The following is a 15,114-nucleotide window of genomic DNA, read 5'->3' on the forward strand; positions in this document are numbered from 1 at the left end:
GATCGGTCGCCGCAGGCGTTACGGTCGGGGCAGGACCGTGCGGCCGTCCGCCGCGTCGAGCAAGTGTTTCTGATCGGGAGTGTGCCAAGTGATCCCCCTTTCGTTGGAAGCCGTCGCGGCCGCCGTCGGCGGCCGTCTGTGTGACGTGCCGGACCCGGCCGTGACGGTGACCGCGCCGCCCGTCGTCGGCTCCCGCGCGCTCGAGCCGGGCGGCCTGTTCGCGGCGCTGGCCGGCGAGCACGCCGATGGGCACGCCTTCGCAGCCGATGCGGTGAAGGCGGGGGCGGTGGCCGTCCTCGCCGCCCGTCCCGTCGGTGTGCCGGCCGTGGTCGTCGCCGACGTGCTGGACGCACTTGCCGCGCTGGCCCGTGCGGTGCTGGCCGAGGTGCCGGAGGCGCTGGTGATCGGGCTGACCGGATCGGCGGGCAAGACCAGCACGAAGGACCTGATCGCGCAGGTGCTTCCCGTGCTCGGGCCGACGATCGCCACCGTGAAGTCGTTCAACGGCGAGATCGGCATGCCGCTGGCAGTGACCCACCTCGACCGGGACGTGAAGTTCATCGTCCTGGAGATGGGCGCCCGCGGCATCGGCCACATCTCGCACCTGACGCGCATCGCCCCACCGACGGTCGGCGTGGTCCTCAACGTGGGTACTGCGCACGTCGGCGAGTTCGGCGGCCGGCAGCACATCGCGCAGGCGAAGGGTGAACTCGTCGAGGCCCTCCCCGCGGAGGGGCTGGCCGTCCTCAACGCCGACGACCCCCTGGTGGCAGCCATGGCGGTGCGTACCCGTGCCCGGGTCCTGACGTTCGGCACCGCGCCGGACGCCGACGTACGCGCGGTGGACGTGACGCTCGACTCGGCGGGCCGCGCCTCCTTCACCCTCGTCGCCGCCGGCGCCGAAGACCAGGTCGATCTGGCCCTCCACGGGGAACACCACGTGTCCAACGCGTTGGCCGCGGCCGCCGTCACGATCGGGCTGGGCGCCGACGTGGCGAAGACCGCGGCCGCACGGTCCCGGGCCGTCCTGGTGGCGTCCGGCCGTATGGAGGTCACCGACCGGTCCGACGTCCGGGTCGTCAATGACGCATTCAATGCGAACCCCGATTCGATGAAGGCGGCGCTCACGGCGCTCGACGCCATGAGCAGCGGACGACGGACCGTCACGGTCCTGGGCGAGATGAAGGAACTCGGCGCCGACGGCGCCGAGGGGCACCGGCAGATCGGACGACTCGTCGCCGCCTGCGGCGTGGACGTGCTGATCGCGGTCGGCGGCGACGATGCGCGGACAATGGCGGAAGCCGCCCGGGCCGACCACCCGAACCTCCAGGTGGTCAGCGCACGCGACCGCGACCAGGCCCTCGAACTGGCCCGCGAGCTGATCGAGCCGGGCGACGTCGTCCTGGTCAAGGGCAGCCACAGCACCGGGCTGGAGCACACGGCGGTACGCCTGGCCCGGCCCGACACCGCGGCGGGCGACCGCTAGGCGCTGCCGCTCGGGATTTTTCACCGGGGTGTGGTTTTCGGTCCGGGCGGGACACGTAGTGCGTACGGCGTTCCCTCTGGCCTGCTCCGACCGGTGATCGGACGGTGGAGCCCAGGGCGGCGGTCACCATGTGGCTGGTCCCTGGCGTTCGGGCAACGGGTCCGCCATACGCTCGCACTGCATGCGCAGCAGCCGTGACAGAAGGTGGGCGGGCCGTGGCCACGTTGATGAGCGAGCAGCACCTTGACGCGCGGGTGGAGTTCCACTCCTTCGCGTTTCAGGAGTCGGACGACAGCGTGGTGCCGGTGCCGTTTCCCGGGGACTTCAGGTGGGGTGTGTTCCTGCAGGAGCACCTTCACCGGTTCGATCTGTACAGCGCAGGCCACACGCATACGGCCTCGGTCACCGCCAGGGTCTGGGATGCGCGGCCCGAGCTGGGTGAGGGCGTATGGGAAGCACAGGGAGAGGTTGACTACGAGTCGATCTCCGGTGACGTGGCGGTCTGGGGTCCAGGACGTTCGCCGGATCTGATTCGGTTGGGCCGCCCCGGGTCGTGGAGGGTCCGCGTGCGCAGTGCCGGCAGGGCAGAGGTGGAGCGTGCGACAGAGCTCGAAGGCACGGCGTACGGTTGCGAGCGGTATGTGCTCGATTTCTGGCCGAAGGTCTGACGAGCGCCCGCCTTGTGGTGGCGGACCCAGTCGCCTTCCGGGCTGGGGTGCGTGCGCGTCGGTGCGATGCACCGCGCACCGCTCCCCCCGCCCTCGGGGGGAGCGGTGCGCCAGCCTGGCGGCACGGCCCGGGGGTGTGGGATCCCCGTCAGCGGTTCTCAAAGAGGTCGGCCTCGGCCCTCGGGGTGGCTGAGAAGCCGCGCTGGGCGGCGGACGGGGCCGACTGCGCGGCCGGTCCCGCGGCCGCGGGCTTCTTGCCGCAGAAGGCCGCTTCGAGGGTGCCGCCGAGGGCCGTGTTGGCGGCGCCGCGGTTCGACGTGTTCGCCATCGCGCTGAGGCTGCGCCGGCCGTCGCGAGTGGTGAACGCGTAGGTGTAGAAGCCCTGCACGGTGCCGGTGTGCCCGTAGACGGAGGTGCCGCAGCTGAGGTCGTAGCGGCGCAGGCCCAGGCCGTAGAAGCGGGTGTTCGTGGCGTCGGTCGGAGAAACGGCGAGCATGGCGTCCAGCATGTCCGCGCGCAGCAGCCGGCCGCCCAACAGGGCGGACATGAAGGTGGAGAGGTCGGCCTCGGTCGAGATCATCGCACCGGCCGACTGGGCCCACGACACGGTCTGCTCGGTGGAGTCGACGAGCGGCGCACCCTCTTCGTCCGGGTGCAGGTAACCGCGGGCGTGGGGGCCCTTGATGGCGGTGGCGGGGTGGACGTACGAGGTGTGCTTGAGCTTCAGGGGCTTGATGATGCGCTGCTCGTACGCCTTGGTGACCGGCCGGCCGGTCACCTTCTCGATGAGCATGCCCACCACGACGAAGTTCGTGTTCGAGTACCGGTACGAAACACCGGGCTCGGTCGTACGGGGCTCGCGCAGCGAGAGGTCGACGAGTTCCTGATAGGTGAAGACCCGGTTGCGGACGGACTCGAAGCCGGGGACGGTCTGGGCGAACATGGCGTTCGTGTAGTCGGACAATCCGCTGCGGTGGCTGAGGAGGTGGCGCACCGTGATCCGGTCGTCCGGCAGCAGGCCCGGCAGGTAGGTGTTGACCGGGTCGTCCAGGCGGATCTTGCCCTCCGAGACGAGCTGGAGCAGCACGACGGAGGAGAAGGTCTTGGTGACGCTGCCGACGCGGAAGCGGGAGTCGGGATTCATGGCGGCGCCCGTGGTCCGGTCCTGCACCCCCTCGGTGCGGTTGCTGACCCCGTCGGGTCCGGTGAAGCGGGCCATGGCGCCGGGTGCTCCGGCAGTGAGCGTGTTGCGCAGTGCTTGGGTGATTCCCTCGAGGTCCGGGGCCACCGGGGCAGGTGCGGGCGCCGTTGCCGGGCGGGCGGGGGCGGCCACGGCGACGGACGCCGGGGGCACCGTCATCGCGACAGCAAGCACAGCGGCACCGAGAGTGAGGCGTCGGTCGATGGTCAGGCGCACGGTTCTCCTCAACTAGTTCGTGATGGGGGGCCGTTCGCAGGTCGGCCGGCCCCCGGACGCGAGCCTACTCAAGATCGACAAGGGTTTCGCACCTGGTGCGGTCCGGACCGTCAGGGCGGCCGTGCCGGGCCTGCTGGAGGGCGCCACCCATCTGTTCCGCAGGCCCCCTTGGACTCATGTGACGGCGGACGCCGAAGCCGGTGGACGTGCCGTGGGGGCTTGAGCATCCAGGTCGGGCTGCCGGCCCGGACGGTCCGTCACGTCCTACTCGACGCCTCGACGCCGAGGTAGAGACCGCCCGCGGGCTCGTCGGCGCGACCACCGAACCGGCCACCCGGATCAAGGCCTTTCGGGAACCGGACGTCATGGAGACGTGGTGCTCGCCCGAGTGGCAGCCGACCGATCCCCGCTTCCTGATGGCCGGCGACCTGCGTCCGTCCGTCGTGGGCGCGCCTGACGGTTGCACAGCAACCGTTGAAAGCGCCGACGGCGACACCAGCGTGCGCATTCCGGCCGCCGACCCGGGAGCTCGCCGCGTGCGGTCACATCGGGCTGACAGGTGCGGCCTGCGTCTTCGACCAGATCCTCACCGAAAAGGCTCACCATCGCCTCGGCCTCGGCAGGGTCGTCATACCCACCAACGCGGCCATCGAGAACGGTGCGGCCACCGACATCCTGGGCGCGAGCACCGTCCAAGGCCGCGCGCTCTGCGAAACGTTCGACGGTAGGGCCCAAGGCCGCGAAGTCAGGCGGGGAGTGCAACAGGGCTCTCAAGACTCGGACAGAACGCGGCGGATCACTCCCGCCTACCAGTGGTGACAGGTCGTGTCAGAGCTGACCCCGTCGCAGCTGCACATACGTCCGCTCCCCATGGGCATCGATGACATCGATGGTGACGCTCTCCCAGTCCGCGACCGGCTCCTCCGGGACCTCGCCCGTCTGGTACCGGGCCTGCGCCAGCAGTTCCTCGGTCACGCGTACGCCGGTGAGACGCTCGGCCAGCGCGAAGACAGCCGCCTTCGTGTCGACGTCTGGGTGCTGGTCACCCGCTGGGTTGAGACCGACCTCCAGCATGAGGGCGTTCAGCTCATCGGGCGTGCTCCCGGTCCTGTCCGCTGGCCACTCGAAGGTGGTCCGCAACTCCCCGTCCTCGTACCAGTGGAAGAAGTCCATGGGCTTGCCCCCGTTGCTCGAGTGCGAGACAGCCCGTGTTCCGGTGGAGAGGGCCTCCATGATTCTCGGCCGCGTGCCCAGGTCGCCGCCGAACTCCAGAGCGAGCGTCCAGTCTCCTCCCTCGCCGGGCACGGTGAACGCTCCCGCGAGGAAGGACTCCGGCGAGTCCTCGTACCCGAACAAGACCTCCGTGTGTTCCTCAATGAGCTCGCTGACCCCCTCACACGTACCGCGAGAACCTGCGCCTGCCACTCTGAGCAGTTCCGCCGGCGAGATTCCCCGGACCAGCGTCAGCGTGTATCCCATCTCCAGCGCGTACTGGAACACCGAGGCTGCGGAGCGTATCCAGCCGAAGTCGGCTGCTGTGGCTGCGTTCATGAGGCCCATCCTGTCAGCGACCACTGACACGTTGACTTCTCTGGAAGCCGCTCAACTTCGCGGCCTTGCAGGAAGGTCCTCGCAGCGCTGACCGGCTTCATCCACAAACCCGTCGCTCACTGGACCGCTACCCGGATCCCGGGACGCGCTGCGCGCCGGGAACGCGAGTGGCGGCTAGACGTTCAACAGGAGTGGACCTGATCCTGTGTGAGGAAGGCGGCGGCTGGCGCGGCCAGCTGGTCGCGTCACGCCGCGTGGGTGACGCGGAGTTTCGACTGGCCGTGCGGCAACCGCTCCCAGTCGTCCATGAACCGGGCCGTCAGACCGTGCCGCGCGGCCAACCGGACCAGCGTCTCCGTGCGGTAGTAGAAGTCCTCCCCCAAAACCTGGTGTTCGCGGGTCTCCGTGCGGTCGTAGGTGAAGTCGAAGAAGCCGCCGGGTGCGAGGATCCGTCCGATGTGTGCGAGGCATTCGTCGATGATCTCCAGCGGCGAGTGCGAGAAGACGCTGTGCGCGTGCACGACGGTGAACGAGGCGTCGGGGAGGAAGTCCAGCGTGAGGTCGTCGACCGGCGTCAGGTACGGCAGCTTGTGCTGGAGGCCGTACCGGACGATGGTCTTCTTGGCTTCGATGAGGATGTCGGGAGAGATGTCGATCCCGTAGTAGTGGCCGGGCTCCAAGTGGTCGATGAACCGCCAGCCCGCCCGCAGGTTGCCGCAGCCGATCTCCAGCAGCCGGTCGTGCGGCTGCAGCCCGTGCTCCCGCAAGTAGTCGAACTGCATCTGTCCGATCGCCAGCCAGCGGTCACGCGATGGCGCGCCTCCGACCGCCGCCTCCGGGCTTCGCGCGGTGTCGGACGCCATCACGGCACGGTAGTACGCGATGTGGCCGCCGCGGTGGCGCAGCCGCAGCCACGCGTTCCGGCCGGCGCGACGCAGATGGGGCGCCACGCGGCGGGGATGGCGCAGGGCGTATCGCACCTTGTGGCCGATCCGGGAGCGGTTCACCGACAGACGGGATGCGGGTCCTTGCGGTCCTTGCTGCATGACGGCCTCCGTGCCATCCGTGGACTGCCCTCTTCCGGATGCTAACCACGCAGGCGGCGTCCTCCAGGGAACTCACTCGTTCGGAACGGGCATTGCGCCGACTGCCGCGCCGGACGGCCCTTGGTGCGGGTACGCCTCGCCTCGATGCCGTTGGCCCGGGGTGGGAAAGCCTCCTGCTGGGTGATCTCCTTCCCGGGGCCACCTCCGATCCGCCACAAGGATTCATTCGCATGTTCGATTTTAGGCGCGGTGGCGGCGTACGGCAGGCGGCGGGGCGGTCCGCGCCGGGAGCCGACTCCGATGCGCCAGAGCGCTGTGCCCGCATTAGGTAGATATTCTGTGAAGTGTGATCGAGTCCGGACGGCCGCGGCTCCGTCGGCGCCCCGGCCCGGGAAGACTTGTGCGGCTGTCGCCGGTCATCCTGACCGTCGTCATCGCCAGCCTGGCATACAGCACTCCGCCGGAGATGGCCTTCAGCCGCCTCCTGCCCGCGGCGCCGGCCCTCGCCGCCGCCATGTGGCCGGTGCTTCCCACGGTCCTGCTCGGGACGGTCTGCCTCGTGCTGATGATCGGCCTCAGCCTCGTCTTCCCCGATCTCGGAACGTGGTGGACGGCCGCGGGGATCATCGCGGTCACCGTGGCCGCCGCGTACGGAAGCCATGTGCGGCTCCAGCGGGAGCGCACCCTCTTCCAGGTGCGGCTCGTCGCCGACGCGGCGCAGCAGGTGGTGCTGAGCCCCATGCCACGCCGCTTCGGGGACGTCGAGGTCGAGTCGCTGTACCTCGCGGCCGCGGCGGAGGCCCGCATCGGCGGGGACTTCTACGAGGTGGTCGACACGCCGTACGGGATCAGGCTGCTCATCGGTGACGTGCGGGGCAAGGGCCTGCCGGCAGTGGGGGCGGCCGCCGCGATCGTGAACGCCTTTCGGGAGGCGGCCTACGCCGAGACCGACATGGTCGACGTCGCACGCAGGCTGGACGCCAGCAGTACCCGTTACAACGCCGCCTTTCCCCCCGAGGGGCCGATGGAACGCTTCGCCACCGCCCTTCTCGTCGAGATCCCGCACGAGGGCAGACGTATCCACATCCTCAACTGCGGACACCCCCCGCCGCTGCTCCTGAACCGCAGGAAACTCCGTGTGCTCGAGCCCGCCACCCCCTCGCCGCTGCTGAGCCTCGCGGAGCTGATCGGTGAGCACTACACCGTCGACACCTACGACTTCGCCCCCGACGACCTGCTCCTCCTCTACACGGACGGCATCGCCGAGGCCCGCGCCCGCGACGGCGAGTTCTTCCCGCTGGCGGCCTGGATGCGTCGACAGCCCCCGACACCGCCCCGAGAACTGCTCACGGCCCTTCACCGCGACCTCCTCCACTACAGCAGAGGACGCCTTGACGACGACATCGCCGCCCTCGCCGTACGCCTGCGAGTGCCCTGAGGCGCGCAGCTCCAGTGAGCAGCCCCGCTCGCGTGCCGGTCGTCGCCATCCCGACGCCGCCACGGTCATGTCCATGCGGCGATGGGCGACCAGCAGGGCGTGCCCGGGGCCGCGCATTGCGGACGGGCGATGAGAAGGGGGCTCGCCCCCGGGCGTGACGTCCTGTGCCGCTGTCCGGCCGTCTCGAACGGCGTAGCGGAGGGCCCCGTTCTACGGAGCCGTCACGGCTCGGGCCCCCAGGACTCGGGGCCGACGCCCTGCCAGTCGAAGAGGGCCGGGTCGGTGAGGTCGAGGTCCTCGGCGTCTGCCATGCCTGCCCGGTAGAGGAGCTCCCGGACGTCCCTCTCGCCGGTCGCCCGGCCGAGTTCCTCGCGCCCGTGGGTCACCAGGCGGCGCCCCTGGTCGTCGGGAGGGTGGATGGTCACTCGGGTCACTTCGGACTCGTCGGTCATGGCTCCAGGGTCGCGGCCGGGGCCCCGGGCCGCACTCAGGCAGTGTCCGGTCGGGTCCGGACCGCCGCATGCGACGGCCCCCGCAGTGGTCGTGTTCGTCGTACGTGTCGTGTTCGTCGTACGGCGGGGGCCCTCCGCCCGCTTCACCTCGCGGCAGCTTCGGGAGACCAGGGCCCTCACGTTCGTCGCTGGTCGTGCCCCGGGGGCCTCAGCCCGCCGCCTTCTCGACCAGCGCCCTGATGCGCTGTTCGTCGGCTGCGGTCAGCTCCTTCAGGGCGTAGGCGGTCGGCCACGTGCCGCCGTCGTCGAGGGCCGCGAGGTCGCTGAAGCCGAGCGTGGCATACCTCGACGTGAACTTCTGGGCGCTCTGGAAGTGACAGAGGACCTTCCCGTCCTTGGCGTACGCGGGCATCCCGTACCAGAGCTTGGGCGTGAGGTGCGGAGCGACGGTTCTGATGATGCCGTGGATCCGCTCGGCGAGGACCCGGTCCGCTTCCGGCATCTCCGCGATCTTCGCGAGCACGTCCCGCTCCGCCGCCGCCTCCTTCTCCGCCCGCGAACCGCGCCGTGCCGCCGCCTTCTTCTGCTCCTGTGCGTGCGCCTTCATCGCGGCCCGCTCCTCGGCGGTGAATCCGTCGTACTGCTCGGTGGTCGTGCCGGAGTTCTCGGGCTCGGACGACTTCGTGGACTGCATGGCAGGTTTCCTCTCGTACAGGGATGAGGCGGGTCGGGGGGTGGGGCCGGGGCCGCGGGGCCGGGGGTCAGGACAGGGCAGGGGCCGGGGTGCCGCTGAGGACGATGCGGCGCGAGCCGGTGGCGTCGGCGGGGACGCCGAGGTCCTTGGCGAGGCCGACGAAGCTGTCGACCTTGACCGGCCGGGACACCGTGAGAGCCAGGCCGGCGAGCCGCACGCCGGCCGGCTGACGCTGCCGGAGCGGGGCGGCGTGCAGCTCCAGCTCGTCGTCGAGGCACCTGCGGCCTCCGGCAGCCGGCCGTTCGCGGTGTACTCGCGCCGCCGGGACGCGCCGGCCGAGGAGCCGTGGACCCGCCACGGGTCCGGTGTCCTCGCAGCCGGTGCCCGGCCGGAGGCCGAGGGTGAAGCCGCGGAATCCGGTGGAGTGTGCTTCGCACGCCCGCAGGCGTACGCGCGTTCCCACTCCGAAGGCGGCGATGGACGCGTGGGATGCGGAGGCGGTGGTGATTGCCATGGCCATCACGCTAGGGGCTGCTCGGCGGCCGGGGCTTCTCGATTCCTGACCGGTCTTGAGACTTGCTTCGCCACGCACGCCGGCATCCCCTCCACCTTGATCGCCGACCCCGCATCGCGGGCCGTACCCGCAGCATCGGCGTCGTCGGCCGCCGCATCCGCCGCCTGGCGCCGAAACGCCCCGGGCGGCATGCCGACCAGCTCGGTGAAGCGGGTGGTGAACGTGCCCAGCGACGCGCAGCCGACGGCGAAGCAGACCTCCGTGACACTGAGGTCGCCCCGCCGCAGCAACGCCGTCGCACGCTCGATGCGACGCGTCATCAGATACGCGTACGGTGACTCACCATAGGCGGCCCGGAACTGTCGGCTGAGATGCCCGGCGGACATGTGCTCGTCGCGGGCGAGCGCCTCCACGTTCAGCGGCTGCGCGTACTCCCTGTCGATCCGGTCGCGGACGCGGCGCAGCCGCGCGAGATCGGTCAGGCGCTGTGCCTGGACGCGTGCGCGTCGCCACTCGGGCTGACACATGAGAACACTCCCCTTTCCTCGTCTTCCATCGAGGTTCCCGAGTGCCTGGGGTGCCTGCTGCAGCAGGCACCCCAGGCACTCGATGGTGATGACCGGCACGCCGGAGTCGACCAGCCGGCCGGCCCAGCCCCTGGTGGGCGGCGGGCGGCACGGTCGGCGGCACGGTCAGCGAAGCTCCTGGATGCGGACCAGGTTGCCGGCAGGGTCGCGGAAGGCGCAGTCGCGGATGCCGTACGGCTGCTCGGTCGGCTCCTGGACGACCTCGGTGTCACCGGCCTGCACCTTCTCGAACGTGGCGTCGAGGTCCGGGGTGGCCAGAAGGATCCAGCCGTAGGTGCCCTTGGCCATCATCTCCGTGATGGTGCGGCGCTCGTCTTCGGTGACCCCCGGGTCGGCCGCCGGCGGCGCCAGAAGGATCGACGTGTCGGGCTGACCGGCCGGGCCGACCGTGATCCACCGCATCCTGCCCTGCCCGACGTCGCTGCGGACCTCGAAGCCGAGGACGTCGCGGTAGAAGGCGAGCGACGCATCAGGGTCGTCGTGCGGGAGTGAAGTCGTGTGAATGGTGATGTTCATGACGGGCAGACTAGAGGCGGCTCCGTGGACCGCGCTTCTCGATTCCTGATCGATCCGGGCACCTCGACACGACCCATGCAGTTGCTTTTGAGCTGCGGAGGACGTTGCCCGGGTGTGACGGGGTGGGGAGCAGAGCAGTTGGTGCGGACCGGGATCCTGACCAAGGTGTTCCCCACCGAGCTGGTCGACGCGGCGACAGCCAAGCACGGCCGGGCTGAGCCGTCCCGCCGACTCCTGCCGGAAGTCGTACGAAGGGGTGCTACGCGTACTGACAGCGGCATCCCAGGCAGCTGGGCCCTCGCACGGGCCGATGGCTCGACCTGGCAAGGAGGTCCGGCCTTCGAGCCGCACGGGAAGGCCGGACTCCGCTGCGGTACACGATCTGCCGCGGCACCGCCTCCCACACAGCGGCTCTCGCCCGCCCGGCCGTGGACGCCGACCGCGTCTCCTTCCGGTTCGACGCGACCGTGACTGCCCACGTGCGATCAAGGAGCCCCGGCGTGAGCACAGGCTGTTCCGTCGCCCTGACCCCCGCACATGTCCCTGAGGCCAGGCGACGTGCGTCTCCTATGCTCTGGCCATGGACGGACACCCGGGCCTGACGGCATTGATCGAATCGGCCTGGAAGGAGTTGAGCGGCTCCGATGCGGGCCGCCGGGACCTCTGCCTCGATGTCGTCGGCGACGTCCTGGAGACGGGTCGCCTGATGCCGGGTGATGCCGAGCAGGTCGTCGAGCGCCTCGTTACGGTCGCGCTGTCCGGTGAGGGCTACGCGGTGCGGGAGTCCGCGCTGCACGCAGCCTGCACCGCCTCCACGCACTACGAGCTTTCCTACCGGGTGGTGGAGCCGCTCGCCGTCGGTGCGGACGTCTTCGAACCCTTGCTCCTGGACTACGTCCTGGCCGTCCTCGGCGCGACTCACGACCAAGCGGCGCTGCCGGTTGTCGAGCGGTTCCTCCAGCACCCCCACCCCGAGGTGCGCAGGGCGGCGGCCGAGGCAGTGAACGAACTGCGTTGGAGCCGGCAGAGCCCGCTCGGGAAGGAGCGACCCAGTAGCTCCGGGGCTCAGGTGGCCCCGCCGTAAGGCAACTGCATGGGCCGGCCGGCCAGGTGCGGGGAGTTGACGGGGAACTCGCCGGGGCGGCAAGGGGCGCTGGTCGGGCACGGGCGCTATTCGACGCGGTGGGCTTTGTGCCGGGTTACCCGCAGCCGCGCTTCCGCGGGGAGTCGGGTCCGGCCCGTTGATCGGCGGGCGCGATCCAGCGGACCGTCGCACAGCCGTTGGAGGACGGGACCGGGTTCGCTGTCGGGGTCGAGGGTGAGCTGGAGGTGGGCTTCCGGGTGTCCGTGGGAGCCGTCCAGCCGGGCCCGGGCCCGTTGGACGCCGGGCTGCTGCCCGGCGTCTGCGGCCAGGGCGTCGCCGAGAGCACGGTCGTGCAGTTCCACTCCCTCCAGCTCGGGCGGTTCCCCGAGGGGTATGCGGCCGGGGTGGGTGCGGCGCAGTTGCGCCAGCAGCCACCACAAGGCGAGCAGGACGATGAGGGTCAGGGCGGCGATGACCGCGGGCCACCACCATGCTTCTCCCGTCCAGCGCGTGCGGGCGGCGTCGTCGAGGAGGACGTCGCGGGGAGTGGTCAGGGGCCAGCCCCCGGCCGGTGTCAGGCCCGCGCGCCGGTACAGATCGAAGCCGCCCGCCAGAACCAGGACGCCCGTGCCGAGCAGGACCACTCCTGTCAGGGCCAGCAGGAACCGGTTGACTGCGGATTTCCTCTTCATGGGATCCGTTTCCTGTCTCTTGCCCGCCGGTGGGGCCTCCGGACGTGTCACTTCCGGCGTGTTCGGACCCGTACGGCGAGCGAAGGCGGGTGGGCGAGGGTGAGCCGGTCGAGTTCTTCTCCCAGGGCGGCCAGGAGATCAGCCCTGACTCGGGCCGGGTCACGGAAACGCACGTCCGCGCGCGTACCGATGCGGTGCCGGCCCATGCGGATCCTGACGCCGCTGACGCCGGGGACGCGCATGGCGGCGTCCCGCAGGAGGAAAGCCGCTGCCTCGCGGTCCAGTACGGCACGCACCTGCGCGTCGGGGGTTTTGAGGGGCAACTGGTGACGCAGGCCCGGGGTCACCGCCAGCGCGATCAGCCAGAGGCCGAGGACGGCGATGACGGCGGCGCCGATCCGGACCCACAGGTCATCCAGCGGGCGGGTCGCCAGTTCGTCGGCGAGGCGGACGCGCCAGGCGGCGGCGGGCTGACCCGCGCGAACCCTTGCGATGTCGAACAGGAGGATTCCGGCCGCGGCCGCGATGAGCAGGGCGGTGAGGGCGGCGGGGATCCGTCGTGGGGACCACGGGCGACGCGTGGTGTGCGTGCTGCGCGGGGTGTGCGCGCTACGGGGGTCCGGGCCGACCGGAGGCTGCTTCGTCAGCTGTCCGACCGTGCGGGAAGTGACCTCGTCGATGCCGGCGGGGTGCTCCGTCCCGGCCGGGGGGTCTTGGTCCCGGTTCATGCCGGCTCTCCTTCCCGAGGAACCCGAGGGGACCGCCGTCGGGCTCATTGCACACGTCGGTGTTCCAGCCCGTCGGAGAGGACCAGGTGCTCGATGGCGAGGGTGACCTCGGTGATGCGCAACCCGGTCAATTGGGAGACCCGTCTGCTGACGTGGTCCTGTACCGCGCGGGAGGCACCGGCGAGGTTGGTCGGGTAGGGCAGGTCCATGGTCAGGCCCAGCCTCGCTGTTCCGCCCCCGACCGTGGCGGAGGCCCGCGGCGGGGCCAGCTCCGCCTGACGAGGCGAGGTGGCGGCGTGTTCGGCCAGGGCCTCCCGTGCGGCGCGGACCGCGATGCGTGCCACCACCCTTTCCGGTATCACCGTGGCGCCGCGTTCGGCCGCCGGTATGACCGACGGGGTCGGGGGTGCTGCTCCCGCGGGCGAAGCAGCGGCAGGTCGTGAGGTCACCGCCGGTCCCGGGAACCCGTGAAGTCGGACATCTTCAGGTCGCCCTGCAGCATGCGGCCGGCCATCAGGCCCACCAGGCCCAAGAACGCCACGAGCAGGAACGCCCAGAACCCGCCGAAGAATGCGGCGAAGCCCAGGGCCATACCAGCAAGCAGGCCTGCGGTTGCTGCGCTCATCTCACTCACCTGTTCTTCACGTCGTTCGCTGCTCGCCCGGGCCCTGCCGGGGCGGGTTGCGGATCACTGCACGCGGCCTTCGCCGTCTTCCTCGGTCTCTTCATCGGGGAGGTGGACGTCGTCCACGGCGATGTTCACCTCGACGACCTCCAGTCCGGTCATGCCCTCCACGGCCGTGATGACGCTGGTTCGGGTGTCGGCGGCGATGTCCACGATGGAAACGCCGTACTCGACGACCACGTCGAGATCGATGGCGGCTTGCCGTTCGCCCACCTCGACCTTCACGCCGCGACTCACGCTGGACCGGCCGCCGGGGACCTTGTCCGTCACCGCCCCGAGCGTGCGGGCCATGCCGGAGCCGAGGCTGTAGATGCCCCGCACCTCGCGGGTGGCCATGCCCGCGATCTTCTCGACCACGCTGTCGGAAATGGTCGTCCGGCCCCGTGCCTCCGGAGCCGTCCCGGCGCCGGCGTCGCCCTTGGACTGGCCGGCAGCCCGCGGCTCCCCGCCGGTGCGGCTCACGGGGGCCGTCCCCTCGGAGCGCGGCTCGTTCCCCTGCCCGGTGGGGTTGATGGTGTCCGACATGAGGACCTCCCATGGTGTCCGTCCCGGGCGCCGGTACGGTGCCCCACAGCTTTAGACACACCCGCAGCGCATTCGTCACTCCGGACGCGCCGGCGCCCTTCCCATACCATCGAAGAGTGCGTGTGCAGGCCGCGACGACCGACTTCGGCAGAAAGCGAGCGGCGGATGCGCAACCGGACCACACCCCCGCCCCTGCCCCAGCCCCTGCACGGGGCGGACCTCCCGCTCCGGCCGGGCCGGCGGCCGCTCGCCCGCGCCGCGACGAGCGGGGAAGCGCCCGATGACCTGGACGACGACGTGCTGGCCGTCCGGGCTTCCGAAGGGGATGACGATGCCTTTGCCGTCCTCGTCCGCCGGCACAGCAGTCGCCTGCTCGCCCTGGCCCAGCATCTGCTCGGTAACCGAGCCGATGCTGAGGACGCCGTCCAGGACGCTCTGCTCAGCGCCTGGCGGCGGCTGCCGGAATTCCGTCATGGCGCCTCGTTCGGCACCTGGATGTACCGCATCGTCGCGAACCGTTGCCTCAACACCATGCGTCACCGGTCTCGTCCTCTGCCCTTGGACAGCGTCCCCGAACCCGCTGCCGCGGATGCGCACAGCTCACCGCCCCGGGTGGCTGAGTCGGACGCAGCGGCGGCCGCCCTGGCGCGGGCGCTCTTGGAACTCCAGCCGGAGCTGCGCGTGTGCTGGGTCCTGCGGGAGCTGCACGGTCTGCATTACGAAGAGATCGCCCAGGTGGTGGGCCGCAGCGAACAAACAGTGCGTGGCAGACTCTTCCGTGCACGACGCGCTCTGATGGAGGCGATGCGCCCATGGCGCTAGACGATCCGCACCTCCCCTCCGGCGATGGTCCTGAGACCGCGGGTGGCACCATGGCCGAACCGTTCATGGTCTCCGACGCCGAGATGCTCGCCGGCGCGGAGCTGCTGCCCTGCGGACGCCCCCTCGGCCGGGCCTGGGAACAGGCCCGCGACCCGGTCAGCGCGGCGGATCCGCACACCGCCCAGTGCCCCTACTGCCGTGAAGGCGTC

At 70.7% G+C, this 15,114-nt stretch carries 18 protein-coding genes; 5 read left to right on the top strand and 13 right to left on the bottom strand.

All coding sequences use genetic code 11. The features are described from left to right. The first annotated feature begins 88 nt into the window (after positions 1–88). On the top strand, positions 89–1,486 hold the full coding sequence (gene murF / locus ACFV7Q_RS26445; RefSeq protein ID WP_385431915.1) for a UDP-N-acetylmuramoyl-tripeptide--D-alanyl-D-alanine ligase: 1,398 nt from the start codon (positions 89–91) through the stop codon (positions 1,484–1,486). A 215-nt stretch (positions 1,487–1,701) separates the two neighbouring features. After that, positions 1,702–2,154 carry a hypothetical protein gene (locus tag ACFV7Q_RS26450; RefSeq protein WP_385431916.1) on the top strand — a complete coding sequence of 151 codons (453 nt, stop codon included), beginning with the start codon at positions 1,702–1,704 and terminating at the stop codon, positions 2,152–2,154. 148 nt (positions 2,155–2,302) lie between these two features. Here the strand turns inward: ACFV7Q_RS26450 and ACFV7Q_RS26455 are convergent, their stop codons facing one another. From ACFV7Q_RS26455 to ACFV7Q_RS26465, 3 genes are all read right to left on the bottom strand, one after another. Continuing rightward, on the bottom strand, positions 2,303–3,514 hold the full coding sequence (locus ACFV7Q_RS26455; RefSeq protein ID WP_385431918.1) for a serine hydrolase domain-containing protein: 1,212 nt from the start codon (positions 3,512–3,514) through the stop codon (positions 2,303–2,305). Between the two features lie 885 nt (positions 3,515–4,399). Next, the gene (locus tag ACFV7Q_RS26460; RefSeq protein WP_385431919.1) at positions 4,400–5,122 is read right to left on the bottom strand and encodes a DUF6461 domain-containing protein; all 723 of its coding nucleotides are present in this window, start codon (positions 5,120–5,122) and stop codon (positions 4,400–4,402) included. Positions 5,123–5,367: 245 nt separating this feature from the next. After that, positions 5,368–6,168 carry a class I SAM-dependent methyltransferase gene (locus tag ACFV7Q_RS26465; protein WP_385431921.1) on the bottom strand — a complete coding sequence of 267 codons (801 nt, stop codon included), beginning with the start codon at positions 6,166–6,168 and terminating at the stop codon, positions 5,368–5,370. 400 nt (positions 6,169–6,568) lie between these two features. Between ACFV7Q_RS26465 and ACFV7Q_RS26470 the strand changes: the two genes are divergently transcribed. Beyond that, a complete protein-coding gene (locus ACFV7Q_RS26470; RefSeq protein WP_385431923.1) occupies positions 6,569–7,606 on the top strand; it encodes a PP2C family protein-serine/threonine phosphatase in 1,038 nt (345 codons plus the stop codon). A 221-nt stretch (positions 7,607–7,827) separates the two neighbouring features. Here the strand turns inward: ACFV7Q_RS26470 and ACFV7Q_RS26475 are convergent, their stop codons facing one another. From ACFV7Q_RS26475 to ACFV7Q_RS26495, 5 genes are all read right to left on the bottom strand, one after another. Next, positions 7,828–8,058: a hypothetical protein gene (locus ACFV7Q_RS26475; RefSeq protein ID WP_385431925.1), complete on the bottom strand. Its 231-nt coding sequence runs from the start codon at positions 8,056–8,058 to the stop codon at positions 7,828–7,830. Positions 8,059–8,266: 208 nt separating this feature from the next. Beyond that, a complete protein-coding gene (locus ACFV7Q_RS26480) occupies positions 8,267–8,752 on the bottom strand; it encodes an iron chaperone (protein WP_385431927.1) in 486 nt (161 codons plus the stop codon). A 67-nt stretch (positions 8,753–8,819) separates the two neighbouring features. Beyond that, positions 8,820–9,266 carry a hypothetical protein gene (locus ACFV7Q_RS26485; RefSeq protein ID WP_385431928.1) on the bottom strand — a complete coding sequence of 149 codons (447 nt, stop codon included), beginning with the start codon at positions 9,264–9,266 and terminating at the stop codon, positions 8,820–8,822. Positions 9,267–9,271: 5 nt separating this feature from the next. Beyond that, a complete protein-coding gene (locus ACFV7Q_RS26490; protein ID WP_385431930.1) occupies positions 9,272–9,793 on the bottom strand; it encodes a helix-turn-helix transcriptional regulator in 522 nt (173 codons plus the stop codon). Between the two features lie 165 nt (positions 9,794–9,958). Continuing rightward, positions 9,959–10,369, bottom strand: coding sequence for a VOC family protein (locus tag ACFV7Q_RS26495; RefSeq protein WP_385431932.1), 411 nt, complete (start codon positions 10,367–10,369; stop codon positions 9,959–9,961). 580 nt (positions 10,370–10,949) lie between these two features. Here ACFV7Q_RS26495 and ACFV7Q_RS26500 point away from each other — a divergent pair. After that, positions 10,950–11,453 carry a HEAT repeat domain-containing protein gene (locus tag ACFV7Q_RS26500; protein WP_385431934.1) on the top strand — a complete coding sequence of 168 codons (504 nt, stop codon included), beginning with the start codon at positions 10,950–10,952 and terminating at the stop codon, positions 11,451–11,453. A gap of 86 nt (positions 11,454–11,539) precedes the next feature. Here ACFV7Q_RS26500 and ACFV7Q_RS26505 read toward each other — a convergent pair whose 3' ends face one another. The 5 genes from ACFV7Q_RS26505 to ACFV7Q_RS26525 form a co-directional block, all read right to left on the bottom strand. After that, the gene (locus ACFV7Q_RS26505) at positions 11,540–12,145 is read right to left on the bottom strand and encodes an alkaline shock response membrane anchor protein AmaP (protein ID WP_385431936.1); all 606 of its coding nucleotides are present in this window, start codon (positions 12,143–12,145) and stop codon (positions 11,540–11,542) included. Between the two features lie 47 nt (positions 12,146–12,192). Further along, positions 12,193–12,873 (bottom strand): DUF6286 domain-containing protein, encoded by a 681-nt coding sequence (locus ACFV7Q_RS26510; RefSeq protein WP_385431938.1) that lies wholly within the window; start codon positions 12,871–12,873, stop codon positions 12,193–12,195. Positions 12,874–12,917: 44 nt separating this feature from the next. Then, on the bottom strand, positions 12,918–13,220 hold the full coding sequence (locus tag ACFV7Q_RS26515; protein WP_385431940.1) for an Asp23/Gls24 family envelope stress response protein: 303 nt from the start codon (positions 13,218–13,220) through the stop codon (positions 12,918–12,920). Positions 13,221–13,318: 98 nt separating this feature from the next. Further along, positions 13,319–13,498, bottom strand: a complete 180-nt coding sequence (locus ACFV7Q_RS26520; protein ID WP_385431941.1) for a hypothetical protein — start codon at positions 13,496–13,498, stop codon at positions 13,319–13,321. 63 nt (positions 13,499–13,561) lie between these two features. Further along, on the bottom strand, positions 13,562–14,083 hold the full coding sequence (locus ACFV7Q_RS26525) for an Asp23/Gls24 family envelope stress response protein (RefSeq protein ID WP_385431943.1): 522 nt from the start codon (positions 14,081–14,083) through the stop codon (positions 13,562–13,564). Positions 14,084–14,248: 165 nt separating this feature from the next. Between ACFV7Q_RS26525 and ACFV7Q_RS26530 the strand changes: the two genes are divergently transcribed. Further along, a complete protein-coding gene (locus tag ACFV7Q_RS26530) occupies positions 14,249–14,905 on the top strand; it encodes an RNA polymerase sigma factor (RefSeq protein WP_385431945.1) in 657 nt (218 codons plus the stop codon). The last annotated feature ends 209 nt before the right edge of the window (positions 14,906–15,114 follow it).

This window comes from Streptomyces sp. NPDC059851 (assembly GCF_042732005.1).
GTDB lineage: Bacteria > Actinomycetota > Actinomycetes > Streptomycetales > Streptomycetaceae > Streptomyces.